Source organism: Pseudomonas sp. S2_C11 (genome assembly GCF_054668395.1).
Map to the genome: position 1 here is coordinate 1,691,244 of NZ_CP162765.1, position 24,548 is coordinate 1,715,791.

The window sequence follows — 24,548 nt, forward strand, 5'->3', positions numbered from 1 at the left end:
GCCAACTGACCGGCGTATTACGCGTTACAGACTACAAAGCCTTCATGACGCGGCGTTTACTCGCTGCGCATCAACGGATAAAGCTCTTTAAGCAACTTGCGGCGGCTGATCACCAACTGCCAGCGATGACCACCGAGCTGCCGCCACAGGCGCGCCGAGCGGATACCGGCGAGGAGCAGGGCGCGGATCTTCGAGGCATTGCTCGGCTGTTGCAGGTTGCGCATGTCGCCGTGCACCTGAATGCGCTGGCGCAGAGTGCTCAAAGTGTCCTGGTACAACGCACCGCAAGCGGCCACGACGTTTTCGTGGGCCGGGCCAAAATGCTCCACCTGCGACTGGATCTGCGGCAGGCGTTTGGCAATCGTCTCAAGCATGTCGTCACGCTTGGCCAGTTGCCGCTCCAGACCGAGCATCGACAGGGCGTAGCGCAACGGCTCGCGCTGCAAGGTGCTCGGATCGCGCTCAAGGGCGCCAATCAGCGCGCGATAACCCTCGCGCAGATTGATGTCGTCGCCGCCGTACACGTCCAGCGTATCTTTCGGGTCGCGGACCAGCAGGCTGCCGAGCATGCAACTCAGGCCGGCCTCGTTGGTCTGGCCGGTCTTGGCGATGCGATCGACCAGCACGGCGGCGAGAAACACACCGCCCAGCGCTGTCAGTTGCTCCTGAGTCGGGCTCATGCCTGGCCGCTCCACGGCTCGGCCACTTCGATCACGCCGCCACCCAAGCAGATTTCACCGTCATAGAACACCACCGATTGGCCCGGCGTCACCGCGCGTTGCGGTTCGTCGAACACGGCGCGATAACCGCTGGCGGTTTTTTCCAGGGTGCAGGCCTGATCGCTCTGGCGATAACGCACTTTCGCCGTCAGGCGCAGCGGCTGGCTCAGGTCGATCGGGTTGACCCAGTAAATTTCCGAAGCGAGCAGGGCGCTGGAGAACAGCCACGGATGGTTGTTGCCCTGGCCGACGATCAGCTCGTTGCTCTGCAGATCCTTGCGCAGCACGTACCACGGCTCGTCACCGGCATCCTTCAAGCCGCCGATGCCGAGGCCCTGACGCTGGCCGATGGTGTGGTACATCAAGCCGTGGTGACGGCCGATGACTTCGCCTTCGGTGGTCTTGATCTCACCCGGTTGTGCCGGCAGGTATTGCTTGAGGAAATCGCTGAAACGGCGCTCGCCGATGAAGCAGATCCCGGTGGAATCCTTCTTCTTGGCGGTGGCCAGTTCGTACTTCTCGGCAATCTCGCGCACTTGCGGCTTTTCCAGTTCGCCGACCGGGAACAGGGTCTTGGCGATCTGTTCGCCGCCGACGGCGTGCAGGAAATAGCTCTGATCCTTGTTCGGATCGAGGCCCTTGAGCAGTTCGGTGCGATCATCGATATCACGGCGGCGCACGTAGTGGCCGGTGGCGATCAGGTCGGCGCCGAGCATCATCGCGTAGTCGAGGAACGCTTTGAACTTGATCTCGCGGTTGCACAGGATGTCCGGGTTCGGCGTGCGCCCGGCCTTGTATTCGGCGAGAAAGTGCTCGAACACGTTGTCCCAGTACTCGGCGGCAAAGTTGGCGGTGTGCAGCTTGATGCCGATCTTGTCGCAGACAGCCTGAGCATCCGCCAGGTCGTCCATGGCGGTGCAGTATTCCGTTCCGTCGTCTTCTTCCCAGTTCTTCATGAACAGGCCTTCCACTTCGTAACCCTGCTCGATCAGCAGAAGGGCAGAAACGGAAGAGTCCACGCCGCCGGACATGCCGACAATGACGCGCTTCTTGGATGTGTCAGAAGGGGCTGGATCACGCATAGGGATTCAATGAGTGTCTTGGAAAAGGGCGCGATTCTATCAGGCTCGCGGCCGCAAGGCTAAAGAGAAGGGCGGATCAGTTCGAGGCTGAAGTGATGACCGGCCAGATAATCGTCGATGCAACGGATGATCAGTTCACTGCGCCAGTTATCGCGCTGGGCGATTAATTCGTCGCGGGTCAGCCACTTGGCGCCGACGATGCCGTCGTCCAGCCGGTAATCCGGGTGATGCTGCACGGCTTTGGCGCTGAAGCATATGCGCTGGTAAGTCACGCCGTTGCTCGGTGCGGTGTACAGATAAATGCCGATCACGCCTGTCGGTTCGACGTCCCAGCCGGTTTCTTCAAGGGTTTCGCGAATGGCCGCATCGATCAGGGTTTCATCCGGATCGAGATGGCCGGCGGGCTGGTTGAGCACATTACGCCCACCTTTGTGCTCTTCGACCATCAGGAAGCGACCGTTGTCCTCGACGATGGTGGCGACGGTGATGTGGGGGAGCCATTCCATAAAACCTTCCTCAATCTATTGGTTAAACCCCAATCCCTGTGGGAGCTGGCTTGCCAGCGATAGCGGTGGTTCAGTCACCATCCATGCTGGATGATAAACCGCCATCGCTGGCAAGCCAGCTCCCACAAAGTTTTGTGGTGATCACAAAACCCGGAAACACAAACCCCGGCACAAGGCCGGGGTTTGTTCACCGCATTACAACCTTAAACCAGCGCAGCAATCGCCGCGTTGAAGGTTGCGCTTGGACGCATGGCCTTGCTGATCAGCTCGGCGTCGGCGTGGTAGTAACCGCCGATGTCGACTGGCTTGCCCTGAACGGCGTTGAGCTCGGCAACGATGGTTGCCTCGTTCTCGGTCAGGGTTTTGGCCAGAGTCGCGAACTGCGCTTGCAGTGCAGCGTCTTCAGTCTGGGTGGCCAGGGCCTGAGCCCAGTACATCGCCAGGTAGAAGTGGCTGCCGCGGTTGTCGATGTTGCCGACCTTGCGCGATGGCGACTTGTTGTTGTCGAGGAACTGGCCGGTGGCCTGGTCCAGGGTTTTCGACAGCACCAGTGCTTTCGGGTTGTTGTAGTTCACGCCCAGGTGCTCAAGGGAAGCGGCGAGGGCAAGGAACTCACCCAGCGAATCCCAGCGCAGGAAGTTTTCTTCAACCAGTTGCTGCACGTGCTTCGGAGCCGAACCGCCGGCGCCGGTTTCGAACAGACCACCGCCGTTCATCAGCGGCACGATCGACAGCATCTTGGCGCTGGTGCCCAGTTCCATGATCGGGAACAGGTCGGTCAGATAGTCGCGCAGTACGTTGCCGGTCACCGAAATGGTGTCCTTGCCTTCGCGGGTGCGCTGCAGGGTGTACTTCATCGCGTCGACCGGCGCCATGATCTGGATGTCCAGACCGCTGGTGTCGTGGTCCTTCAGGTAGGCCTGAACCTTCTCGATCACCACGCCATCGTGAGCGCGCATCGGGTCGAGCCAGAAGATCGCCGGCGTGCTGCTCGCGCGAGCACGGTTGACGGCCAGTTTGACCCAGTCCTGGATCGGCGCGTCTTTGGTCTGGCACATGCGGAAGATGTCGCCGGCTTCGACAGCCTGTTCCATCAGCAGCTTGCCCTTGCTGTCGGTGACGCGAACAACGCCGTCAGCCTTGATCTGGAAGGTCTTGTCGTGGGAACCGTACTCTTCGGCTTTCTTCGCCATCAGACCGACGTTCGGCACGCTGCCCATGGTGGTCGGGTCGAAAGCGCCGTTGGCTTTGCAGTCTTCGATCACAGCCTGGTAGATGGTCGCGTAGCAACGATCCGGGATCACAGCCTTGGTGTCGTGCAGCTGACCGTCGGTGCCCCACATCTTGCCGGAGTCACGGATCATCGCTGGCATCGAGGCGTCAACGATGACGTCGCTCGGCACGTGCAGGTTGGTGATGCCTTTGTCGGAGTTGACCATCGCCAGCGAAGGACGAACGGCGTAGACCGCTGCGATATCGGCTTCGATCTGCGCTTGCTGCTCGGCCGGCAGGGCCTTGATGCGCGCGTACAGATCGCCGATGCCGTTGTTCAGATTGAAGCCGATCTGGTTCAGCACGTCAGCGTGCTTGGTCAGTGCGTCTTTATAGAACTCGGCAACGATCTGGCCGAACATGATCGGGTCCGAGACCTTCATCATGGTCGCTTTCAGGTGAACCGAGAGCAGTACGCCCTGGGCCTTGGCGTTTTCGATCTCGGCAGCGATGAACGCACGCAGGGCGTTTTTGCTCATCACGGCGCAGTCGAGGATCTCGCCAGCCTGAACGGTGGTCTTTTCTTTCAGAACGGTAGCGGCACCGTCCTTGGCGACCAGTTCGATCTTCACGGCGTCAGCGGCGTCGATCAGGACAGCTTTTTCGCTGCCGTAGAAATCGCCGGTGCTCATGTGAGCGACGTGGGACTTGGAGTCCTTGGCCCAGGCGCCCATTTTGTGCGGGTGCTTGCGCGCATAGTTCTTCACCGACAGCGGAGCGCGGCGGTCGGAGTTGCCTTCACGCAGAACCGGGTTCACGGCGCTGCCCTTTACCTTGTCGTAACGCGCCTTGGCGTCTTTGTCGGCGTCGCTGGTCACGGTTTCCGGGTAGTCCGGCAGGTTGTAGCCCTGCGCCTGCAGCTCTTTGATCGCGGCTTGCAGCTGTGGCACCGAAGCACTGATGTTCGGCAGCTTGATGATGTTGGCTTCAGGCGTAACGGCCAGGTCGCCCAGTTCGGCGAGGTGGTCGGCTACGGCTTTGTCGCCCAGTTGCTCGGGGAAGCTTGCCAGGATGCGCGCTGCAAGAGAGATATCGCGGGTTTCCACGGCGATATCGGCCGAGGCGGTGTAAGCCTCGATGATCGGCAGCAGGGAATAGGTGGCGAGGGCAGGAGCTTCGTCGGTGAAGGTATAGATGATCTTCGAGCGGGTGGGCATATTCGGATTAACTCTCTCTTCTTTGCTAAAGCGTGCGCAGAAACTCGAGGGGCGCCGGGTAAGCGCGTTCGTTCAAAGTCATCCATGAACCGAATGTCGAGATTCTTCGCGGTGATGTTGGGTGCATCAGTAGAGCGTCAAGCAGTCAGGCTGCGGTAACAACCCGACCAATCAGGCGGAAAGTCTCGTGCTAGAGAGGCCAGCCGTCGTGACCCTGTGGTCAGCGGGCGGCATTATACATAGGTAGCTGGCAATCTGCCGATGGTTCATATGCAACGATTCTCGTCCATTGGTCTAAAGGTCGCAGGGCGCGACCGGGCAAAGACTCGTTACGAATGCTGGAGTTTGGCGCTTTTCCCTTTGCTTTCAGGCTTGTAGGAAACGAGATGTGCGCGGCGCAGGAACATAGGGTTTGCGTGTTGATTCAACTGGGTTACGCTCGAAGCAAGCCAGGTGTTCAATCCAAACAATGGAGTTCAGCATGGGTTACAAGAAGATTCAGGTTCCAGCCGTCGGCGACAAAATCACCGTCAATGCAGACCATTCTCTCAATGTTCCTGATAACCCGATCATCCCCTTCATCGAAGGTGACGGTATTGGTGTCGACATCAGTCCGGTGATGATCAAGGTTGTCGATGCTGCTGTTGAAAAGGCCTACGGCGGCAAGCGCAAGATTTCCTGGATGGAAGTCTACGCCGGCGAAAAGGCCACTCAGGTTTATGACCAGGACACCTGGCTGCCGCAGGAAACCCTCGACGCGGTCAAGGATTACGTGGTCTCCATCAAAGGCCCGCTGACCACTCCGGTCGGTGGCGGCATCCGCTCGCTGAACGTGGCCCTGCGTCAGCAGCTCGACCTGTACGTCTGCCTGCGCCCGGTGCGCTGGTTCGAAGGCGTGCCGAGCCCGGTGAAAAAGCCCGGCGATGTCGACATGACCATCTTCCGCGAAAACTCCGAAGATATTTACGCCGGTATCGAATGGAAGGCTGGTTCGCCGGAAGCCACCAAGGTCATCAAATTCCTTAAAGAAGAAATGGGCGTCACCAAGATCCGTTTCGACGAAAACTGCGGCATCGGCGTCAAGCCGGTCTCCCGCGAAGGTACCAAGCGTCTGGCGCGCAAGGCCCTGCAATACGTGGTCGACAATGACCGCGACTCGCTGACCATCGTGCACAAAGGCAACATCATGAAGTTCACCGAAGGTGCCTTCAAGGAGTGGGCCTACGAAGTGGCGGCCGAAGAATTCGGCGCGACGCTGCTCGATGGCGGTCCGTGGATGCAGTTCAAGAACCCGAAAACCGGCAAGAATGTTGTGGTCAAGGACGCCATCGCGGATGCCATGCTCCAGCAGATCCTGCTGCGCCCGGCCGAATACGATGTGATCGCTACTCTCAACCTCAATGGTGACTACCTGTCGGACGCCCTGGCGGCGGAAGTGGGTGGTATCGGTATTGCGCCGGGCGCCAACCTGTCCGACACCGTGGCGATGTTCGAAGCGACCCACGGTACCGCGCCGAAATATGCCGGCAAGGACCAGGTCAACCCGGGCTCGCTGATTCTCTCGGCCGAGATGATGTTGCGTCATATGGGCTGGACTGAAGCGGCGGACCTGATCATCAAGGGCACCAACGGTGCGATCGGCGCGAAGACTGTTACTTATGATTTCGAGCGTTTGATGGATGGCGCGAAGCTGGTTTCGTCCTCCGGGTTCGGAGATGCGCTGATTTCGCATATGTAAAAGTTGCAGGCACGCAAAAACCGCCTGACTCGATGGGTTGAGTCAGGCGGTTTTTTTATGACCGAATGTTTTGAGGCTTCAACTGGTTGCCGTTTGTTTTTCCGTGGCAATCGCGCTCGGCGCCGAAGCGACTTCGACCGAAGTTATCTTCACGGCATGCAGCCCTTTAGGGCCTTGAACGATCTCGAAGTTCACCGCCTGACCCGCTTTCAGGGTCTTGTACCCATCCATTTCAATGGCCGAGTAGTGGGCAAAGAAGTCAATGTCCTTGCCATCCTCATCGCGACCTTCCCGGGCATCGGTATTGATAAAGCCGAATCCCTTGGCATTGTTGAACCATTTCACCTTGCCGACAGCCATGCTCAAATCCCTCTGCAACAGACTCCATCGCTGGAGTATCATCCACGACATCCGCAATCGAATTCGATAAAAGAATTGACTCCGCGGATCTTTTTTACCCACTGTGGGCTCTATTGGTTGTAACACCGTTTTCCCGATAGTCAAGGTGACCGGGCAGTCGTAGTTGAAAACGTGTGCAACCGCCCCCACCACTGTATTCGCACAACTGACGAACCTTTTTTTCCATGCATGCAATCAGCCAGATTCGACTAACATTCAATCAGGATCGCCCGCTTCTCCAAAAGGATCTTCCACAGGAGCACGACGACGATTCGGCAGGCGTTGCTGTTCAGGAAGCAAAGCCCGCGTTACAGGCGCCGCCGATGTACAAGGTGGTTTTGTTCAACGATGACTACACACCGATGGATTTCGTCGTCGAAGTGCTCGAGGTGTTTTTTAACCTGAATCGCGAGCTGGCGACCAAGGTCATGCTGGCCGTCCATACAGAAGGACGGGCAGTATGTGGAGTGTTTACCCGCGACATCGCCGAGACAAAGGCCATGCAGGTCAACCAGTACGCCAGGGAAAGCCAGCATCCGCTACTCTGTGAAATCGAGAAGGACGGTTAATCGCCGACCACTTGGGTATGAGGTGAAGCTATGTTAAACCGCGAGCTCGAAGTCACCCTCAATCTTGCCTTCAAGGAGGCTCGTTCGAAGCGTCATGAGTTCATGACCGTCGAACATCTCCTGCTGGCCCTATTGGATAATGAGGCTGCCGCCACCGTTTTGCGTGCCTGCGGCGCAAACCTCGACAAACTCAAGCATGATCTGCAGGAGTTCATCGACTCCACCACGCCATTGATCCCCGTCCATGACGAGGATCGCGAAACCCAGCCAACCCTGGGCTTCCAGCGTGTCCTGCAGCGTGCTGTTTTTCACGTACAGAGCTCGGGCAAACGCGAAGTGACCGGCGCCAACGTGCTGGTCGCCATCTTCAGTGAGCAAGAGAGTCAGGCCGTGTTCCTGCTGAAACAGCAGAGCGTGGCGCGCATCGATGTCGTCAACTACATCGCCCACGGCATTTCGAAAGTACCGGGGCACGGCGATCACTCTGAAGGTGAACAAGATATGCAGGACGACGAGGGCGGTGAGTCTTCTTCTTCAGGCAATCCTCTGGATGCTTATGCCAGCAACCTCAACGAACTCGCGCGCCAGGGTCGCATTGATCCGTTGGTTGGTCGTGAGTCGGAAGTCGAGCGTGTCGCGCAGATTCTTGCGCGCCGGCGCAAGAACAATCCGCTGCTGGTGGGTGAGGCAGGCGTGGGTAAAACCGCGATTGCCGAAGGCCTGGCCAAGCGCATCGTCGACAATCAGGTGCCGGATCTGCTGGCCAATGCGGTTGTTTATTCGCTCGACCTCGGCGCTCTGCTCGCGGGTACCAAGTATCGCGGTGATTTCGAGAAGCGCTTCAAGGCGCTGCTCAATGAGCTGAAGAAACGTCCGCAGGCGATCCTGTTCATCGACGAGATCCACACCATCATCGGTGCGGGCGCAGCGTCCGGTGGCGTGATGGATGCATCCAATCTGCTCAAGCCGCTGCTGTCGTCTGGCGACATTCGCTGCATCGGTTCGACCACGTTCCAGGAATTTCGCGGCATCTTCGAGAAGGACCGTGCCTTGGCGCGTCGCTTCCAGAAGGTCGATGTCGTCGAGCCGTCGGTGGAAGACACCATCGGTATCCTGCGTGGCCTGAAAGGGCGTTTCGAGCAGCATCACAATATCGAGTACAGCGATGAGTCGTTGCGTGCCGCTGCCGAACTGGCGTCGCGCTACATCAATGACCGGCACATGCCGGACAAGGCCATCGACGTGATCGACGAGGCGGGCGCCTACCAGCGTCTGCAACCGGTGGAAATGCGCGTCAAGCGTATCGAAGTGCCGCAGGTCGAGGACATCGTCGCGAAAATCGCGCGGATTCCGCCGAAGCATGTCACCAGTTCCGACAAAGAGCTGCTGCGTAACCTGGAGCGTGACCTGAAGCTTACGGTGTTTGGTCAGGACGCGGCGATCGATTCGCTGTCCACTGCGATCAAGCTGTCGCGTGCCGGGCTCAAGTCGCCAGACAAGCCGGTCGGTTCGTTCCTGTTCGCCGGGCCTACCGGTGTCGGTAAAACCGAGGCCGCGCGACAACTGGCCAAGGCGCTGGGCATCGAGCTGGTTCGCTTCGACATGTCCGAGTACATGGAGCGTCACACCGTATCGCGTCTGATCGGTGCGCCTCCAGGCTATGTCGGTTTCGATCAGGGCGGTCTGCTGACCGAAGCGATCACCAAGCAGCCACATTGCGTATTGCTGCTCGATGAAATCGAGAAGGCGCATCCGGAAGTCTTCAACCTGCTGTTGCAGGTCATGGACCACGGCACGCTGACCGACAACAACGGGCGCAAAGCGGACTTCCGCAATGTGATCGTGATCATGACCACCAACGCCGGTGCCGAGACGGCAGCGCGGGCTTCGATCGGTTTCACCCATCAGGACCACTCGTCCGATGCGATGGAAGTGATCAAGAAGAGCTTCACGCCGGAATTCCGTAACCGTCTGGACACCATTATCCAGTTTGGTCGCCTCAGCCATGAGGTCATCAAAAGTGTGGTGGACAAGTTCCTCACCGAGCTTCAGGCGCAGCTGGAAGACAAGCGTGTGTTGCTTGAGGTTACTGATGCTGCGCGTAGTTGGCTGGCGGCGGGTGGTTATGACTCGGCGATGGGCGCACGTCCGATGGCGCGTCTGATCCAGGACAAGATCAAGCGTCCGCTGGCGGAGGAGATTTTGTTTGGCGAGCTGGCTGAGCATGGCGGTGTGGTGCACATCGACATCAAGGATGGGGAGTTGACGTTCGACTTCGAAACCACGGCTGAGATGGCCTGATGGCTTGATGTAGATTGGAAAGGCGCCTTCAGGCGCCTTTTTGTTGCTCGTTGTTTGGTGGGTTTGGGTGAATATCCGTTGCTTCGGTAGTGGCCACTGACGGTTTCGCCTGACGGCGACTTACTTTTTTACAAGCGCCAAAAAAAGTAAGCAAAAAACGCTAGCTCCTACGTTCGGCCCTCGCAGGCTCGGGTTCCTTCGCTCCGGGATCGATCCGGGCGCAGCGGCTCCGGTTTGCTTCGCTGCACCTACACTCGCTGTGTCTGGCTGCGCCAGACGGTCGCTGCGCTCCCACCCCCGGATCAATCCCTCCACTCAGCCTTCCGACGTCGCCGGTGAATCAAGATCAAAAGCGGTACTCGAGCTAAAGCTCATTGTGTAGGAGCTGCCGGAGGCTGCGATCTTTTGCCTTTGCCTTTGCCTTTGCTTTTCTGTGGGAGCGAGCCTGCTCGCGAAGGCGGCCTGCAGGTCAACCCGTTTCTATCGAATTCACGCGATCCAACCGGAGCTGCCGAAGGCTGCGATCTTTTGATCTGCTTGCTGTAGAGCGAAACCGCCAGCGGCAACACCCGCAGCAACGATTAAGTCCCCAGCCTCCAAACCTCAAAACGCAGACACAAAAACGCCCGGCATAACCCGGGCGTTCTGTATTGACTTGATTAACGAGCGCGGTAAGTGATCCGCCCTTTGCTCAAGTCATAGGGCGTCAGCTCGACGCGCACTTTGTCACCGGTAAGAATACGAATGTAGTTCTTGCGCATCTTGCCGGAAATATGCGCGGTTACGACGTGCCCATTTTCCAACTCCACACGAAACATGGTGTTGGGCAGGGTGTCGACGACAGTGCCTTCCATTTCGAAGCTGTCTTCTTTCGACATGCAGTAAAGCCCTCGGTATCCAATGAATGGCCCGGTGCAACTGCGCCAGGCAAAAGCGGCGTGCATTGTGCCCGAAAAATGGTGTTTACGCCAAGGGGTTTAGGCCGCGGGTTCAGTTCAGGATGACCCAGCGCTGATTGATCAGCAATTCGATGGGCCGATATTGCGTTTTGTAGTTCATCTTTTTGCAGTTCTTGATCCAGTAACCCAAGTACACGGCCTCAAGGCCCAGACGCTGGCTCTCGGCGATTTGCCAGAGGATTGCGTAACGGCCGAGGCTGCGGCGTTCTTCGTTCGGTTCGTAGAAGGTGTACACCGCTGACAAACCGTTGGGCAGCAGATCGGTCACCGCCACCGCGAGCAACCGTCCGTCGAGTCGAAACTCGTAGAAGCGCGAGAAGGGCAGGTCACGCACCAGGAACGTCGAGAACTGATCGCGGCTTGGCGGGTACATGTCGCCGTCGGCATGGCGCTGTTCTATGTAGCGCTGGTACAGGTCGAAATATTCTTCGCTGAAGTGCGGTTTGACCGGCTGCACCTGCAAATCCGCGTTGCGTTTGTAGATGCGCTTTTGCTGGCGATTAGTGATGAATTGTGCGGAGGGAATGCGCGCAGGCACGCACGCATTGCAATTCTGGCAATGCGGCCGGTACAAATGATCGCCGCTGCGACGAAAGCCCATTTCCGACAGGTCTGCGTAGACATGCACATCCATGGGCTGACTCGGGTCGAGAAACAGCGTCGTGGCCTGCTCCTCGGGCAGATAACTGCAAGAGTGGGGCTGAGTGGCATAAAACTTCAAACGCGCCAACTCGGTCATGAATCAACCCTCGGGATAAGCTGGTGGATTAAGTGTAAGCCACCTGCGCAAAAGTCGCTCAGCAAACCCAGGTCGCTGAATTCGGTTGATCGAGATGGCGCCGCAGATAGTCGGCGAATTCGCCGCGCGGAATCGACCGCGCACCGAGGCTGTGCAGGTGATCGGTCGGCATCTGGCAGTCGATCAGCACAAATCCGGCGGCTTTCAAATGCTGGACCAGCGTGGCAAAGCCATATTTGGACGCGTTGTCAGCGCGGCTGAACATCGACTCGCCAAAAAACAGTTGGCCCATCGCCAGGCCGTACAGGCCGCCGACCAGCTGTCCCTCGTCCCAGACCTCAACCGAATGCGCGAAACCGCGCCGATGCAATTCTACGTAAGCATCCTGCATGGCCTCGGTGATCCAGGTGCCGTCGGCGTAATCACGCGGTGCAGCGCAGGCGCGGATGACGGCGTCGAAATCCTGATCGAAGGTCACTTGATAGCGTTGCTTGCGCAGCAGCTTGCCGAGACTGCGCGAGACGTGCAGTTCGTCGGGAAACAGCACGGTGCGAGGGTCTGGCGACCACCAGAGAATCGGCTGGCCCTCGGAGAACCAGGGGAAGCAGCCATGGCGATAGGCCTGGATCAGTCGATCGGCGGAAAGATCGCCGCCGGCGGCGAGCAATCCGTTCGGCTCGCGCATGGCTTTTTCCAGTGGCGGAAAGGTCAGGGAGTTACGTTGTAACCAAGTCAGCATGGCATCCAGGCTTGCAGAAGGGGAGGGCAGTCAGGGGCGTGCAGGCCCCGCGAAAGAGTTTGCCGCGAAACGGCGCCGCTGTCCTGCACAGATGTCTGCTGCAGTGAGCATTGAGCTGCAACTTGATGTGTCGCCCGTGGTCGTAAGCGTCACCGTACCGATGCTGTCGAGCATTCCTGTGAGCCTGATCCGGCCAGGTTCGCTACGTTCATCAAATACAGCTCATAAGCCTTTGTCACAAAAGACAATGCATGCTCCAATTGCAACGCAGTGCATGTACGTTTGGCTATGCTCAAGGCTGGGGTCTCAAACATGGCATCGGACGCACAAACCCGTACAATGCCGGGTTGTGACAGGCTATACGCTGCGCACAGTGTTTATGGCTGTGTTTATAAAACCAGTGGCACAGTGTTAAAAGTAGTCCCAGTTGAGCTTTTCACCTTTTTTACCTGCCTGGATTGGGCAGTTTTTTATCGTCATTCAATAGATGGACGCGCCTCGGGCGCAGGAAAAGAAGCGTTTTGAAGAAGACCACCGAAGCACCCAAAACAGTCGTTCCGCTCTGGCGCCAGCAACTGCACTACCGGCTCAAGGAAGGTGCATTGATCGCCATTGGCGCTTTGTGCCTGTTCCTGATGATGGCTTTGCTGACCTACGGCAAGGACGATCCGGGGTGGAGCCATAACAGCAAGATCGACGATGTGCAGAACTTCGGCGGCCCGGCCGGCTCGTACAGCGCCGATATCCTGTTCATGGTGCTCGGTTACTTCGCCTATATCTTTCCGTTGCTGCTGGCGGTCAAGGCGTACCAGATCTTCCGTCAACGCCACGAACCATGGCAGTGGAGCGGCTGGCTGTTTTCCTGGCGTCTGATCGGCCTGGTATTCCTCGTGCTCTCCGGTGCTGCGCTGGCGCACATTCATTTCCATGCCGCGACCGGTCTGCCGGCCGGTGCTGGCGGTGCCCTGGGCGAAAGCCTTGGCGATCTGGCGAAGAATGCGCTGAACATCCAGGGCAGCACGCTGTTGTTCATCGCTCTGTTCCTGTTCGGCCTGACCGTATTCACCGACCTGTCGTGGTTCAAGGTGATGGACGTCACCGGCAAGATCACCCTCGATCTGTTCGAGCTGTTCCAGGGCGCGCTCAACCGCTGGTGGTCGGCGCGCACTGAACGCAAGCAACTGGTTGCGCAACTGCGTGAGGTTGATGACCGCGTCCACGATGTGGTCGCACCGACTGTCACCGACAAACGCGAACAGGCCAAGGTCAAGGAACGCCTGATCGAGCGTGAGCAAGCGTTGAGCAAGCACATGTCCGACCGCGAGAAGCAGGTGCCACCGGTGATCGCGCCGGCACCAGCCAAGGCGCCGGAGCCGAGCAAGCGCGTGCAGAAAGAGAAGCAGGCGCCGTTGTTCGTCGACAGCGCGGTCGAAGGCACCTTGCCGCCGATCTCGATTCTTGATCCTGCGGAAAAGAAACAGCTCAACTATTCGCCTGAGTCCTTGGCAGCAGTCGGCCACTTGCTGGAAATCAAGCTCAAGGAATTCGGCGTCGAAGTCACCGTTGATTCGATCCATCCGGGTCCAGTGATTACCCGATACGAAATCCAGCCTGCCGCCGGGGTAAAAGTCAGCCGCATCGCCAACCTGGCCAAAGACCTGGCGCGTTCGCTGGCGGTGACCAGTGTGCGGGTGGTCGAGGTGATTCCGGGCAAGACCACTGTGGGTATCGAGATTCCCAACGAAGACCGCCAGATCGTACGTTTCTCCGAGGTGCTGTCGACCCCCGAGTACGACAACTTCAAATCCCCGGTCACCCTGGCGCTCGGTCACGATATCGGCGGCAAGCCGGTCATCACCGACCTGGCGAAGATGCCGCACTTGCTGGTGGCCGGTACCACCGGTTCCGGTAAGTCCGTGGGCGTGAACGCGATGATCCTGTCGATCCTGTTCAAGTCCGGCCCGGACGATGCCAAGCTGATCATGATCGACCCGAAGATGCTTGAGCTGTCGATCTACGAAGGCATTCCGCACCTGCTTTGCCCGGTAGTGACCGACATGAAGGACGCCGCCAACGCCTTACGCTGGAGCGTTGCCGAGATGGAGCGTCGCTACAAGCTGATGGCGAAAATGGGCGTGCGTAACCTGTCCGGCTTCAACGCCAAGGTCAAGGAAGCCCAGGATGCCGGCGAGCCGTTGAGCGATCCGCTGTACAAGCGCGAAAGCATTCACGACGAAGCGCCGCTGCTGCAGAAACTGCCGACCATCGTCGTAGTTGTGGACGAATTTGCCGACATGATGATGATCGTCGGCAAGAAGGTTGAAGAACTGATCGCGCGTATTGCGCAAAAGGCGCGTGCGGCGGGGATTCACTTGATTCTTGCCACCCAGCGCCCGTCGGTGGACGTGATCACTGGTCTGATCAAAGCCAACATCCCGACACGTATGGCGTTTCAGGTATCGAGCAAGATCGATTCGCGAACCATCATCGACCAGGGTGGCGCCGAGCAACTGCTCGGGCACGGTGACATGCTCTACATGCCGCCGGGCACCAGTTTGCCGATCCGGGTTCACGGCGCGTTCGTCTCCGACGATGAGGTTCACCGCGTGGTCGAGGCCTGGAAATTGCGCGGTGCGCCTGAGTACAACGACGACATTCTCAACGGTGTCGAAGAGGCGGGCAGCGGCTTTGAAGGCAGCAGCGGTGGTGGCGACGGTGATGATCCGGAAGCCGACGCGCTGTATGACGAAGCGGTGCAGTTCGTCCTCGAAAGTCGTCGTGCGTCGATTTCCGCTGTGCAGCGCAAGCTGAAGATCGGCTACAACCGTGCCGCGCGGATGATCGAGGCGATGGAAATGGCTGGCGTCGTTACCTCAATGAACACCAACGGTTCGCGTGAAGTCCTGGCCCCAGGCCCGGTACGCGACTGAAACGCAACGACTCGAGTGGCGCAATGACGCGCCACTCGCTCTCCCACGAGTATTCAAGAGGACTCTCATGCGCCTTATCCGCATGCTGTTGCCAGTACTGGCGCTGACCACACTCACGGCCCACGCCGATGAAAAGGACGTGGCGCGTCTGACCCAATTGCTCGAAACATCGAAAACCCTGTCGGCGAACTTTTCGCAGTTGACCCTCGATGGCACCGGCACCCAGTTGCAGGAAACCACCGGCAACATGACCCTGCAGCGTCCGGGCCTGTTCTACTGGCACACCAATGCGCCGGCCGAGCAGACCATGGTCTCCGATGGCAAGAAAGTCACCCTGTGGGACCCGGATCTGGAGCAGGCAACCATCAAGAAGCTCGATGAGCGTCTGACCCAGACGCCGGCCTTGCTGTTGTCCGGCGATGTCTCGAAGATCAGCCAGAGCTTCGATATCAGCGCGAAAGAGGCGGGCGGCGTGATCGACTTCACCCTGAAGCCGAAAACCAAGGACACCCTGTTCGACAATCTGCGCCTGTCGTTCCGCAACGGCCTGCTCAATGACATGCAACTGATTGACAGCGTCGGCCAGCGCACCAATATCCTGTTTACCGGGGTCAAGGCCAACGAAGCGGTGCCTGCGTCCAAGTTCAAATTCGACATTCCCAAAGGTGCCGACGTTATCCAGGAATAAACACCGGCACTTTGTGTCAGGGCCTTTGTGGTGAGGGCCTGCTATTGAGGGGCTATTGTGGCGAGGGGATTTATCCCCGTCCGGCTGCGCAGCAGTCGTCGCTTTTGGGGCCGCTTCGCAGCCCAACGGGGATAAATCCCCTCACCACAGGTACTTCAGCAGATTTCAGAAAATCAGAGGTTTCAACGCTACGTGATGGATCTGTTTCGCAGTGCACCGATTGCCCAGCCCTTGGCCGCCCGTCTGCGTGCGGCCAATCTGGATGAGTACGTCGGTCAGGAACACGTACTCGCTCGCGGCAAGCCTCTGCGTGAGGCGCTGGAGCAGGGCGCGCTGCATTCGATGATCTTCTGGGGGCCGCCGGGCGTGGGCAAGACCACCCTGGCGCGCTTGCTCGCAGAAGTCTCGGATGCGCACTTCGAAACGGTCTCGGCGGTGCTCGCCGGGGTCAAGGAAATCCGCCAGGCCGTTGAAATTGCCAAGCAGCAGGCCGGCCAGTACGGCAAGCGCACGATCCTGTTTGTCGATGAAGTGCACCGCTTCAACAAGTCGCAGCAGGACGCGTTTCTGCCCTACGTTGAAGACGGCACGCTGATCTTCATCGGCGCCACCACCGAAAACCCTTCGTTCGAACTGAACAACGCTTTGTTATCGCGGGCCCGCGTCTACGTGCTGAAAAGCCTAGACGAAGCGGCCTTGCGCAAACTGGTCCACCGCGCACTCACCGAAGAGCGCGGCCTGGGCAAGCGCAACCTGACCCTGAGCGATGAAGGCTTCCAGATGTTGCTGTCCGCCGCTGATGGCGATGGCCGGCGCCTGCTCAATCTGCTGGAAAACGCCTCTGATCTGGCCGAAGACAACAGCGAAATCGGCACCGAGTTGCTGCAAAGCCTGCTCGGCGATACGCGCCGACGTTTCGACAAGGGCGGTGAAGCGTTTTACGACCAGATCTCGGCGCTGCACAAATCCGTGCGCGGCTCCAATCCCGACGGCGCGCTGTACTGGTTTGCGCGGATGATCGACGGCGGTTGCGATCCGCTGTACCTGGCGCGACGCGTGGTGCGCATGGCGAGCGAAGACATCGGCAACGCCGACCCGCGTGCATTGAGCCTGTGCCTGGCGGCGTGGGAAGTGCAGGAGCGTCTCGGCAGCCCCGAGGGCGAATTGGCAGTCGCCCAGGCCATTACTTATCTGGCCTGCGCACCGAAAAGCAATGCGGTGTACATGGGCTTCAAAACCGCGCTGCGCGCAGCGGCTGAGAACGGCTCGCTGGAAGTCCCGCTGCACCTGCGCAATGCACCGACCAAGCTGATGAAGCAATTGGGTTATGGCGACGAATACCGCTACGCCCACGACGAGCCGGACGCCTATGCCGCCGGCGAAGACTATTTTCCGGAAGAACTCGAGCCGATTCCGTTCTATCAGCCAGTGCCCCGTGGCCTGGAGTTGAAGATCGGCGAAAAGCTCAATCACCTCGCTCAACTCGATCGTCTGAGCCCTCGGCAGCGGAGAAAATAGTGGTTCCATTGATACTCGCAGTGTCGGTCGGCGGTGTTGCCGGCACCTTGTTGCGCTTCGCCACCGGTAATTGGGTCAGCGCCAATTGGCCGCGGCACTTCTATACCGCGACGCTGGCCGTTAATATCGTGGGCTGCCTGCTGATTGGCGTGTTGTACGGCCTGTTTCTGATACGCCCGGAGGTGCCGATCGAGGTGCGCGCCGGGTTGATGGTCGGCTTCCTCGGGGGGCTGACGACTTTTTCATCCTTTTCACTGGATACGGTGCGCCTGCTGGAAAGCGGGCAAGTGTTGCTGGCCCTGGGCTACGCGGCACTCAGCGTATTCGGCGGGCTGCTCGCGACGTGGGCCGGCCTGTCCCTGACCAAACTTTGATAACGAGAAACCGACATGCTCGATTCCAAACTGTTACGTAGCAACCTTCAGGACGTAGCGGACCGCCTGGCTTCCCGTGGCTTTGCCCTGGACACCGCGCGCATCGAAGCGCTGGAAGAACAGCGCAAGACCGTCCAGACCCGCACCGAAGCACTGCAGGCTGAGCGTAACGCGCGTTCCAAATCCATCGGGCAGGCCAAGCAGCGCGGCGAAGACATCGCGTCGCTGATGGCGGACGTCGAGCGTATGGCAGGCGAGTTGAGCGCTGGCAAGGTCGAGCTGGACGCGATCCAGACCGAACTCGATTCGATCCTGCTCGGTATCCCCAACCTGCCGCACGAATCGGTTCCGGTCGGCAAGGACGAAGACGACAACGTCGAAGTACGCCGTTGGGGCACCCCGACTCAGTTCGATTTCGAAGTGAAAGACCACGTCGCCCTCGGCGAGAAGTTCGGCTGGCTGGACTTCGAAACCGCCGCCAAGCTGTCCGGTGCTCGTTTCGCCTTGCTGCGCGGCCCGATCGCGCGTCTGCATCGCGCACTGGCGCAGTTCATGATCAACCTGCATGTCACCGAACATGGCTACGAAGAGGCTTACACGCCTTATCTGGTTCAGGCTCCGGCGCTGCAAGGTACCGGCCAGCTGCCGAAGTTCGAAGAAGATCTGTTCAAGATTGCCCGCGAAGGCGAAGCTGATCTGTACCTGATTCCAACCGCCGAAGTGTCGCTGACCAACATCGTTGCCGGCGAAATCGTCGATTCGAAGTTGTTGCCGATCAAGTTTGTCGCCCACACCCCGTGCTTCCGCAGCGAAGCCGGTGCGTCGGGTCGCGACACGCGTGGCATGATCCGCCAGCACCAGTTCGACAAAGTCGAAATGGTCCAGGTCGTCGAGCCGTCGCAATCGATGGAAGCGCTGGAAAGCCTGACTGCCAACGCCGAAAAAGTCCTCCAGCTGCTCGGCCTGCCTTACCGCACCCTGGCGCTGTGCACCGGCGACATGGGCTTCAGCGCCGTCAAGACCTACGACCTCGAAGTGTGGATTCCGAGCCAGGACAAATACCGCGAAATCTCCTCGTGCTCCAACTGCGGCGACTTCCAGGCGCGGCGCATGCAGGCGCGTTTCCGTAACCCGGAAACCGGCAAGCCTGAGCTGGTGCACACCTTGAACGGCTCTGGTCTGGCGGTCGGTCGTACTCTGGTTGCGGTACTGGAAAACTACCAGCAGGCCGACGGTTCGATCCGTGTGCCGGACGTGCTGAAGCCGTACATGGGTGGCCTTGAGGTCATCGGCTAAATGAAATATCTGCCGCTGTTTCACAACCTGCGCGGCAGTCGTGTGTTGGTTGTCGGTGGGGGGGAAATTGCCTTGCGCAAATCCCGCCTGCTGGCCGATGCCGGTGCGCTGCTGCGGGTGGTCGCACCTGAAATCGAAACGCAACTGGCCGAACTGGTCGCTGCCAGCGGCGGTGAATGCCTGTTGCGCGGTTACGCCGAAACGGATCTGGACGGTTGCGGGCTGATCATTGCCGCTACCGACGACGAAACGCTCAACGCGCAAGTCTCCACCGACGCCCACCGCCGTTGCGTGCCGGTCAACGTGGTCGATGCGCCGGCCTTGTGCAGCGTGATCTTCCCGGCGATCGTCGATCGCTCGCCGTTGATCATCGCCGTGTCCAGCGGCGGCGATGCGCCGGTACTGGCGCGTCTGATCCGCGCGAAAATCGAAACCTGGATTCCTTCGACCTACGGTCAATTGGCAGGGCTGGCTGCGCGTTTTCGCAATCAGGTGAAAAACCTGTTTCCGGATGTTCAGCAGCGTCGCGGCTTCTGGGAAGACGTTTTCCAGGGCCCGATCGCCGATCGTCAACTGGCCGGGCAGGGCGCTGAAGCCGAGCGCCTGTTGCAGGCCAAGGTCGATGGCGAGCCAATGGTCACCACTGGCGAGGTTTATCTGGTCGGTGCCGGTCCGGGTGATCCGGATCTGTTGACCTTCCGCGCACTGCGTCTGATGCAGCAAGCCGATGTGGTGCTCTATGACCGCCTGGTGGCGCCGGCGATTCTCGAGTTGTGCCGTCGCGATGCCGAGCGGGTGTATGTCGGCAAGCGGCGCTCCGAACACGCCGTGCCGCAGGATCAGATCAACCAGCAACTGGTCGATCTGGCCAAGGCTGGCAAGCGTGTGGTGCGGTTGAAGGGCGGCGATCCGTTTATCTTCGGCCGCGGTGGCGAAGAGATCGAAGAACTGGCGGCCCACGGTATTCCATTCCAAGTGGTGCCAGGCATCACGGCGGCCAGCGGTTGCGCCGCTTATGCGGGGATCCCGCTGACCCACCGTGACCATGCGCAGTCCGTGCGGTTTGTCACTGGCCACTTGAAGGATGGTTCCACCGATCTGCCATGGGCTGACCTGGTGGCTCCGGCGCAGACGCTGGTGTTCTACATGGGCCTGGTGGGCCTGCCGATTATCTGCGAGCAGTTGATCAAGCATGGTCGCGCGGCGGATACCCCGGCGGCGTTGATTCAGCAGGGCACTACAGTCAATCAGCGGGTTTTCACCGGCACGCTGGCGGATCTGCCGCGAATGGTGGCGGAGCATGAAGTGCATGCGCCGACTCTGGTGATCGTCGGCGAAGTGGTGCAACTGCGCGAGAAGCTGGCGTGGTTTGAAGGGGCTCAAGCGCAGGTCTGAGTCAGATCAAAAGATCGCAGCCTTCGGCAGCTCCTACAGAGGAACGCATTCTCATGTAGGAGCTGCCGAAGGCTGCGATCTTTTGCTTCTGCTGTTAGCCCTTTAACCAAACCCCTTTCCCGATCAACCGCGACCGGTCATGCGCTACGCTGAAATCCTGCTGCGGCCCCTTCGGCACCACGCCGGTCGGGTTGATGGTCTTGTGGCTGCCATAGTAGTGATGCTTGATGTGCTGGAAATCCACCGTCTCGGCAATACCCGGCCATTGATACATCTCGCGCAGCCAGTTCGACAGATTCGGGTAATCGGCAATCCGCCGCAGGTTGCACTTGAAGTGCCCGTGATACACCGCGTCAAAGCGAATCATCGTGGTAAACAGGCGCACGTCGGCCTCGGTCAGGTATTCCCCGCTCAGGTAGCGATTGGCACCCAGCAGTTGCTCCAGATGATCCAGTTCGGCGAATACTTCATCGAACGCCTGTTCGTATGCCTGTTGCGAGGTGGCGAACCCGGCACGATAGACACCGTTGTTCACCGCCGGGTAGATCCGCTCGTTCAGCGCATCGATCTCGTTGCGTAGCGGCGCCGGATAAAAGTCCAGATCGTTACCAGTGATCCCGTCGAAGGCGCTGTTGAACATGCGGATGATTTCCGCAGATTCATTGCTGACGATGCGCTTGAGTTTCTTGTCCCACAGCACTGGCACCGTCACGCGCCCGGTGTAATCAGGCGTGTCGGCGGTGTATCGCTGATGCATGAAATCGAAGCCATCGAGTTTGTCGCCTGTCGAACCGAGCGCTTTGTCGAAGGTCCAGCCGTTCTCCAGCATGAGCCAGCTGACCACCGACAGGTCGATCAGACCTTCCAGCCCTTTGAGTTTGCGCAGAATCAGCGTGCGATGCGCCCAAGGGCAGGCGAGGGAAACGTACAGGTGATAGCGTCCGGCTTCGGCGGCGAAACCGCCTTCACCGCTGGGGCCTGGTTGACCGTCGGCGGTCACCCAGTTGCGGCGTTGCGCCTGTTCGCGCTGGAACGCGCCGTCCTTGCTGCTTTCGTACCACTTGTCCTGCCAGTGGCCGTCGACGAGTAAACCCATGATCAAGACTCCCAAAACCAATATTCGTTGGAGTCGAGTCTATTCCGATGAGTTCGAACAAAAAGCGCAAAGATCGGGCGCTAATGATCGGTTAGATCGATGTGTTGCGTGCCGCCCAATATTGCTCTGCGGTCGCAAAGGCCTGTTCGCGATTCTGACCGAGACCGCGCAGGGCGAGAGCCATGGTCGCAATCAAAGCCATTTGCGGGTAACTGTCGACCACATCGCCACGCCACACGGCTTTCAAGTGCTCGATGTCCAGCGAGGCGTGTTTGACATGGCGCTGCGCTGACAGCTGCGGCCATTCTTCATCCCAGCTCTGACCGCCGCTGGTGCCATACAGGTGGCTGGTGGCGTCGGGGTTGATCTCGATTTCACCGCCATCGCCCTTGACCACAATTGCCGCGTCGCCGAGCAAGCCGCTGGCATCGCGATGCACCGCCTGGTAACCCGGGTGAAAAATGCTTTGCAGGCCGCAGCGTGCGCCCAACGGATTGAGAATTCGCGCCAGCGAGTGGATCGGCGACCGCAGGCCCAAGGTATTGCGCAGGTCGATCATCTTCTGCAGTTGCGGCGCCCAGTCCACCAGCGGCATAAAGGCCAGGCCGCCGTTGTCCAGTGCCGTGCCGACCTGCTGCCAATCACGGCACAGGGGAATGTTCAGTTCGCCCAGCAGTTGTTCGCTGTACAGGCGCCCGGCAGTGTGCGCGCCGCCGCCATGCATGAAGATGCGTACGCCGTTTTGCGCCAGGCATTTGGCCGCGAGCAGATACCACGGCAGATGGCGTTTTTTGCCGGCGTAGGTCGGCCAGTCCAGGTCGACATTCAGCGCCGGTGCCTGCAAGCGTTCGCGCAGGGCTTCGGTGAAACCGGCCATTTCCTCTGCGCTTTCTTCCTTGTGCCGCAGCAACATCAGGAAGGCACCCAGTTGCGTATCTTCGACCTTGTCATCGAGCACCATGCCCATGGCCTCGCGGGCTTCCTCGCGCGTCAGGTCGCGGGCGCCGCGCTTGCCCTTGCCGAGAATGCGCACGAATTGCGCGAACGGATGCTCGGCAGGCGTTTCGAGGGTCAAAGCTGGAAAGTCGTTCATAGGCAATTCGTCGGTTTGGGCAGGCCCGCCAGTTTCGCGGCGAGTTTGGCAGGGGTGCCTTTGAACAGTCGGTTCAGGTGCAGGCTGTTGCCTTTGTCCGCGCCGAGTTTCAACGCGGTGTACTTGATCAGCGGCCGCGTGGCCGGCGATAGCTGGAATTCGGCGTAGAAGCTACGCAGAAGCTCAAGGACTTCCCAGTGTTCGGGCGTCAACTCGATGTCTTCAGCGGCGGCGAGGGCGCTGGCCACTTCAGCCGACCAGTCGCTGAGGTCAACGAGAAAGCCGTCCTTGTCCAGTTCGATGGCGCGGGCGCCGACGGTCATTGAATTCATAGCCAGCTGTTGACCTTGGCGTGGTGGATCGACAGTTCGACGAACGCCGGGTAATCGATGGCCTCGGCCCAGTCTGGAATCTCGATCGCACGCGCCTGTGCGTCCTCAATCAAGACAAACAGTCTGATTGCTCGCTCTTGAAGGGTTGAGAACGGCACAGTGTCCGGTTGCAGCGCATACACCGCATCGCCGGACAACAACACGACATCGGCGCTGCCGAGCAGGCGCAGGCAACTGCTCAGACGATCGTCCCCGAACGGGGAATGAGACAACACATGCAAAGTCGACATCAGAGGGTGATCACCTGATCGTAGCGGTCAATAAGGGCGGTGATTTGATCAGCGGCGAGTGGCTGCGCTTCGTCCAGCGACAGGTTGCCAAGACCGCGAGCATTGGCGCTTTCGGCGCAATAGAACAGCTCTTCGACACCAAACATCGGCAGCGCCTGCAGATTGGCGCTGAGGTCTTTCTGCTGCAAGGCCTTGGCGTTCTGCCCGGCGGCCAGTTGCAGCACGCCGTCATCGAGAAACAGCAAACCGATCGGCAGATCAAAGGCGCCACCGGCCAGCACGATATCCAGTGCTTCCCGCGCACCGGGGCCGGACCATGGCGATTGGCGGCTGATGATCAACAGCGATTTGGCCATGTTCAAGCGCCTCCGAAACAGATGAGCCGATCAGCGTCCTGCACGGCGTCGTGCAACTGACCCAGACCGGACAATTCCCACGGCGCGCTCAGCGAAATCGCTTCACGCTGGTAACGCTTGGATTCTTCTTCGTTCAACACGCCACGGCGCAGAGCGGCGGCGATGCAGACCACCCCATCCAGTTGCTTTTCGTTGATGAAGGCGCGCCATTGCTTGGGCAAATCCTGTTCATCCTGCGGCGTCACCACGGCATCGGAGGCGTTGAACACGCCGTCCTGATAGAAGAACAGCCGAACAATCTCATGGCCGCCGGCCAGCGCGGCCTGGGCAAACAGCAGGGCACGGCGCGAGGAGGGCGCATGGGCGGCGGAAAACAGCGCGATGGCGAACTTCATGATGGACTCGATCAGCGAAACTGCGGCCATGATAAAGCTTTATCGCTCGTGCCGCGAAACCCGAGTTTTACGCAGATACCTTTGTAGGAGCTGCCGAAGGCTGCGATCTTTTGATCTTGAAGAGCAAAATCAAAAGATCGCAGCCTTCGGCAGCTCCTACATCGATTACGGGGTGATGCCGTAAAGATCGCAATACTCGATCCAGTCCATCCCCGCCATTTCCGCCACTTCCCGATGCACTTCCAGGCGTTGCGCCTGATAGTCCTCCGGTGAATCAGCGGTCAGCTGCAACGTCAGCTCCCAGGCAAACAACCCCTGGCTTTCTGCCTCAGCCTCGAATGCTTCATGCAAGCGTTCTTCGCGGTACTGCGCCTGGGTTTCACCCTTGGCCTGAGCCAGCAGCGGGTTGAGATGGTCGAGGGTCTCGCGCAGTTCGGGTCGCGCATCGAGAAACAGTTTCAGGGCGTGTTCATGTCGTTGGTCGCTAGGCGCCATGTAATGTCCTTGTGTGGCTGAAGATCTCAGAGTGCCGCAGCTGCTCACGCGTGTCGCGCATAAAAACAGTAAAGCAGAACGATTTGCCGCGTTGCAGTGCTACAGTCCGC

General features: G+C 59.3%; 24 protein-coding genes. 9 read left to right on the forward strand and 15 right to left on the reverse strand.

The features are described from left to right. Window positions 1-56: 56 nt before the first annotated feature. The 4 genes from hflD to AB4N48_RS07790 form a co-directional block, all read right to left on the reverse strand. Window positions 57-680 carry a high frequency lysogenization protein HflD gene (hflD, locus tag AB4N48_RS07775; protein WP_039763308.1) on the reverse strand — a complete coding sequence of 208 codons (624 nt, stop codon included), beginning with the start codon at window positions 678-680 and terminating at the stop codon, window positions 57-59. Continuing rightward, a complete protein-coding gene (mnmA, locus tag AB4N48_RS07780) occupies window positions 677-1,801 on the reverse strand; it encodes a tRNA 2-thiouridine(34) synthase MnmA (protein ID WP_150634940.1) in 1,125 nt (374 codons plus the stop codon). Before mnmA ends, hflD begins: the two co-directional genes overlap by 4 nt. A gap of 59 nt (window positions 1,802-1,860) precedes the next feature. Beyond that, window positions 1,861-2,307, reverse strand: coding sequence for an NUDIX hydrolase (locus tag AB4N48_RS07785; protein WP_041477075.1), 447 nt, complete (start codon window positions 2,305-2,307; stop codon window positions 1,861-1,863). A gap of 203 nt (window positions 2,308-2,510) precedes the next feature. Continuing rightward, entirely contained in the window at window positions 2,511-4,736 is a 2,226-nt protein-coding gene (locus AB4N48_RS07790) for an NADP-dependent isocitrate dehydrogenase (RefSeq protein WP_460095090.1), read from the reverse strand. A 481-nt stretch (window positions 4,737-5,217) separates the two neighbouring features. Between AB4N48_RS07790 and icd the strand changes: the two genes are divergently transcribed. Continuing rightward, a complete protein-coding gene (icd, locus tag AB4N48_RS07795; RefSeq protein ID WP_024013414.1) occupies window positions 5,218-6,474 on the forward strand; it encodes an NADP-dependent isocitrate dehydrogenase in 1,257 nt (418 codons plus the stop codon). A gap of 78 nt (window positions 6,475-6,552) precedes the next feature. On the opposite strand, the gene AB4N48_RS07800 is transcribed toward icd, so the two are convergent. Further along, window positions 6,553-6,834, reverse strand: a complete 282-nt coding sequence (locus AB4N48_RS07800; RefSeq protein ID WP_236168574.1) for a cold shock domain-containing protein — start codon at window positions 6,832-6,834, stop codon at window positions 6,553-6,555. Window positions 6,835-7,058: 224 nt separating this feature from the next. Here AB4N48_RS07800 and clpS point away from each other — a divergent pair, with 224 nt between their 5' ends. Both clpS and clpA read left to right on the forward strand, forming a co-directional pair. After that, window positions 7,059-7,442 (forward strand): ATP-dependent Clp protease adapter ClpS, encoded by a 384-nt coding sequence (clpS, locus tag AB4N48_RS07805; RefSeq protein ID WP_011334948.1) that lies wholly within the window; start codon window positions 7,059-7,061, stop codon window positions 7,440-7,442. A gap of 30 nt (window positions 7,443-7,472) precedes the next feature. Next, a complete protein-coding gene (gene clpA / locus AB4N48_RS07810; RefSeq protein ID WP_016775266.1) occupies window positions 7,473-9,743 on the forward strand; it encodes an ATP-dependent Clp protease ATP-binding subunit ClpA in 2,271 nt (756 codons plus the stop codon). Window positions 9,744-10,402: 659 nt separating this feature from the next. Here clpA and infA read toward each other — a convergent pair. The 3 genes from infA to aat all read right to left on the reverse strand — a co-directional run bounded on the left by infA (window position 10,403) and on the right by aat (window position 12,180). Beyond that, on the reverse strand, window positions 10,403-10,621 hold the full coding sequence (infA, locus tag AB4N48_RS07815; RefSeq protein ID WP_002553999.1) for a translation initiation factor IF-1: 219 nt from the start codon (window positions 10,619-10,621) through the stop codon (window positions 10,403-10,405). Between the two features lie 112 nt (window positions 10,622-10,733). Then, the gene (locus tag AB4N48_RS07820) at window positions 10,734-11,441 is read right to left on the reverse strand and encodes an arginyltransferase (RefSeq protein ID WP_041477071.1); all 708 of its coding nucleotides are present in this window, start codon (window positions 11,439-11,441) and stop codon (window positions 10,734-10,736) included. A gap of 58 nt (window positions 11,442-11,499) precedes the next feature. Further along, complete coding sequence (aat, locus tag AB4N48_RS07825) at window positions 11,500-12,180, reverse strand: leucyl/phenylalanyl-tRNA--protein transferase (RefSeq protein WP_095182060.1); 681 nt, start codon at window positions 12,178-12,180, stop codon at window positions 11,500-11,502. A gap of 521 nt (window positions 12,181-12,701) precedes the next feature. Here aat and ftsK point away from each other — a divergent pair. From ftsK to cysG, 6 genes are all read left to right on the forward strand, one after another. After that, entirely contained in the window at window positions 12,702-15,110 is a 2,409-nt protein-coding gene (gene ftsK, locus AB4N48_RS07830) for a DNA translocase FtsK (protein WP_041477069.1), read from the forward strand. 67 nt (window positions 15,111-15,177) lie between these two features. Beyond that, window positions 15,178-15,798: an outer membrane lipoprotein chaperone LolA gene (lolA, locus tag AB4N48_RS07835; RefSeq protein WP_016775262.1), complete on the forward strand. Its 621-nt coding sequence runs from the start codon at window positions 15,178-15,180 to the stop codon at window positions 15,796-15,798. 195 nt (window positions 15,799-15,993) lie between these two features. After that, window positions 15,994-17,316, forward strand: a complete 1,323-nt coding sequence (locus AB4N48_RS07840) for a replication-associated recombination protein A (RefSeq protein ID WP_042609225.1) — start codon at window positions 15,994-15,996, stop codon at window positions 17,314-17,316. Then, a complete protein-coding gene (gene crcB, locus AB4N48_RS07845) occupies window positions 17,316-17,690 on the forward strand; it encodes a fluoride efflux transporter CrcB (protein ID WP_016775261.1) in 375 nt (124 codons plus the stop codon). Before AB4N48_RS07840 ends, crcB begins: the two co-directional genes overlap by 1 nt. 15 nt (window positions 17,691-17,705) lie before the next feature. Beyond that, the gene (gene serS / locus AB4N48_RS07850) at window positions 17,706-18,986 is read left to right on the forward strand and encodes a serine--tRNA ligase (protein ID WP_460095093.1); all 1,281 of its coding nucleotides are present in this window, start codon (window positions 17,706-17,708) and stop codon (window positions 18,984-18,986) included. Beyond that, window positions 18,987-20,381 carry a siroheme synthase CysG gene (gene cysG / locus AB4N48_RS07855; protein ID WP_041477064.1) on the forward strand — a complete coding sequence of 465 codons (1,395 nt, stop codon included), beginning with the start codon at window positions 18,987-18,989 and terminating at the stop codon, window positions 20,379-20,381. Between the two features lie 94 nt (window positions 20,382-20,475). Here cysG and AB4N48_RS07860 read toward each other — a convergent pair whose 3' ends face one another. The 7 genes from AB4N48_RS07860 to AB4N48_RS07890 form a co-directional block, all read right to left on the reverse strand. Beyond that, window positions 20,476-21,477 carry a glutathione S-transferase family protein gene (locus AB4N48_RS07860; RefSeq protein ID WP_460095094.1) on the reverse strand — a complete coding sequence of 334 codons (1,002 nt, stop codon included), beginning with the start codon at window positions 21,475-21,477 and terminating at the stop codon, window positions 20,476-20,478. 91 nt (window positions 21,478-21,568) lie between these two features. After that, window positions 21,569-22,570, reverse strand: coding sequence for a glycosyl transferase family protein (locus tag AB4N48_RS07865; protein WP_460095095.1), 1,002 nt, complete (start codon window positions 22,568-22,570; stop codon window positions 21,569-21,571). Beyond that, window positions 22,567-22,902, reverse strand: a complete 336-nt coding sequence (locus AB4N48_RS07870; RefSeq protein WP_016770652.1) for a TusE/DsrC/DsvC family sulfur relay protein — start codon at window positions 22,900-22,902, stop codon at window positions 22,567-22,569. The genes AB4N48_RS07865 and AB4N48_RS07870 overlap by 4 nt, the downstream gene beginning before the upstream one ends. Then, window positions 22,899-23,192, reverse strand: coding sequence for a sulfurtransferase complex subunit TusB (gene tusB, locus AB4N48_RS07875; RefSeq protein ID WP_460095096.1), 294 nt, complete (start codon window positions 23,190-23,192; stop codon window positions 22,899-22,901). Before tusB ends, AB4N48_RS07870 begins: the two co-directional genes overlap by 4 nt. Further along, window positions 23,192-23,548 carry a sulfurtransferase complex subunit TusC gene (tusC, locus tag AB4N48_RS07880; RefSeq protein WP_460095097.1) on the reverse strand — a complete coding sequence of 119 codons (357 nt, stop codon included), beginning with the start codon at window positions 23,546-23,548 and terminating at the stop codon, window positions 23,192-23,194. Before tusC ends, tusB begins: the two co-directional genes overlap by 1 nt. 2 nt (window positions 23,549-23,550) lie before the next feature. Then, window positions 23,551-23,943 carry a sulfurtransferase complex subunit TusD gene (tusD, locus tag AB4N48_RS07885; RefSeq protein ID WP_150741136.1) on the reverse strand — a complete coding sequence of 131 codons (393 nt, stop codon included), beginning with the start codon at window positions 23,941-23,943 and terminating at the stop codon, window positions 23,551-23,553. A 165-nt stretch (window positions 23,944-24,108) separates the two neighbouring features. Continuing rightward, entirely contained in the window at window positions 24,109-24,438 is a 330-nt protein-coding gene (locus tag AB4N48_RS07890) for a DUF6388 family protein (protein ID WP_041477057.1), read from the reverse strand. Window positions 24,439-24,548: the final 110 nt, after the last annotated feature.

Excerpts from the sequence above, each read along its gene's own strand:
- hflD (WP_039763308.1), bottom strand. The coding sequence starts at position 680 with ATGAGCCCGACTCAGGAGCAACTGACAGCGCTGGGCGGTGTGTTTCTC.
- mnmA (WP_150634940.1), bottom strand. The coding sequence starts at position 1,801 with ATGCGTGATCCAGCCCCTTCTGACACATCCAAGAAGCGCGTCATTGTC.
- AB4N48_RS07785 (WP_041477075.1), bottom strand. The coding sequence starts at position 2,307 with ATGGAATGGCTCCCCCACATCACCGTCGCCACCATCGTCGAGGACAAC.
- AB4N48_RS07790 (WP_460095090.1), bottom strand. The coding sequence starts at position 4,736 with ATGCCCACCCGCTCGAAGATCATCTATACCTTCACCGACGAAGCTCCT.
- icd (WP_024013414.1), top strand. The coding sequence starts at position 5,218 with ATGGGTTACAAGAAGATTCAGGTTCCAGCCGTCGGCGACAAAATCACC.
- AB4N48_RS07800 (WP_236168574.1), bottom strand. The coding sequence starts at position 6,834 with ATGGCTGTCGGCAAGGTGAAATGGTTCAACAATGCCAAGGGATTCGGC.
- clpS (WP_011334948.1), top strand. The coding sequence starts at position 7,059 with ATGCATGCAATCAGCCAGATTCGACTAACATTCAATCAGGATCGCCCG.
- clpA (WP_016775266.1), top strand. The coding sequence starts at position 7,473 with ATGTTAAACCGCGAGCTCGAAGTCACCCTCAATCTTGCCTTCAAGGAG.
- infA (WP_002553999.1), bottom strand. The coding sequence starts at position 10,621 with ATGTCGAAAGAAGACAGCTTCGAAATGGAAGGCACTGTCGTCGACACC.
- AB4N48_RS07820 (WP_041477071.1), bottom strand. The coding sequence starts at position 11,441 with ATGACCGAGTTGGCGCGTTTGAAGTTTTATGCCACTCAGCCCCACTCT.
- aat (WP_095182060.1), bottom strand. The coding sequence starts at position 12,180 with ATGCTGACTTGGTTACAACGTAACTCCCTGACCTTTCCGCCACTGGAA.
- lolA (WP_016775262.1), top strand. The coding sequence starts at position 15,178 with ATGCGCCTTATCCGCATGCTGTTGCCAGTACTGGCGCTGACCACACTC.
- AB4N48_RS07840 (WP_042609225.1), top strand. The coding sequence starts at position 15,994 with ATGGATCTGTTTCGCAGTGCACCGATTGCCCAGCCCTTGGCCGCCCGT.
- serS (WP_460095093.1), top strand. The coding sequence starts at position 17,706 with ATGCTCGATTCCAAACTGTTACGTAGCAACCTTCAGGACGTAGCGGAC.
- cysG (WP_041477064.1), top strand. The coding sequence starts at position 18,987 with ATGAAATATCTGCCGCTGTTTCACAACCTGCGCGGCAGTCGTGTGTTG.
- AB4N48_RS07860 (WP_460095094.1), bottom strand. The coding sequence starts at position 21,477 with ATGGGTTTACTCGTCGACGGCCACTGGCAGGACAAGTGGTACGAAAGC.
- AB4N48_RS07865 (WP_460095095.1), bottom strand. The coding sequence starts at position 22,570 with ATGAACGACTTTCCAGCTTTGACCCTCGAAACGCCTGCCGAGCATCCG.
- AB4N48_RS07870 (WP_016770652.1), bottom strand. The coding sequence starts at position 22,902 with ATGAATTCAATGACCGTCGGCGCCCGCGCCATCGAACTGGACAAGGAC.
- tusB (WP_460095096.1), bottom strand. The coding sequence starts at position 23,192 with ATGTCGACTTTGCATGTGTTGTCTCATTCCCCGTTCGGGGACGATCGT.
- tusC (WP_460095097.1), bottom strand. The coding sequence starts at position 23,548 with ATGGCCAAATCGCTGTTGATCATCAGCCGCCAATCGCCATGGTCCGGC.
- tusD (WP_150741136.1), bottom strand. The coding sequence starts at position 23,943 with ATGAAGTTCGCCATCGCGCTGTTTTCCGCCGCCCATGCGCCCTCCTCG.
- AB4N48_RS07890 (WP_041477057.1), bottom strand. The coding sequence starts at position 24,438 with ATGGCGCCTAGCGACCAACGACATGAACACGCCCTGAAACTGTTTCTC.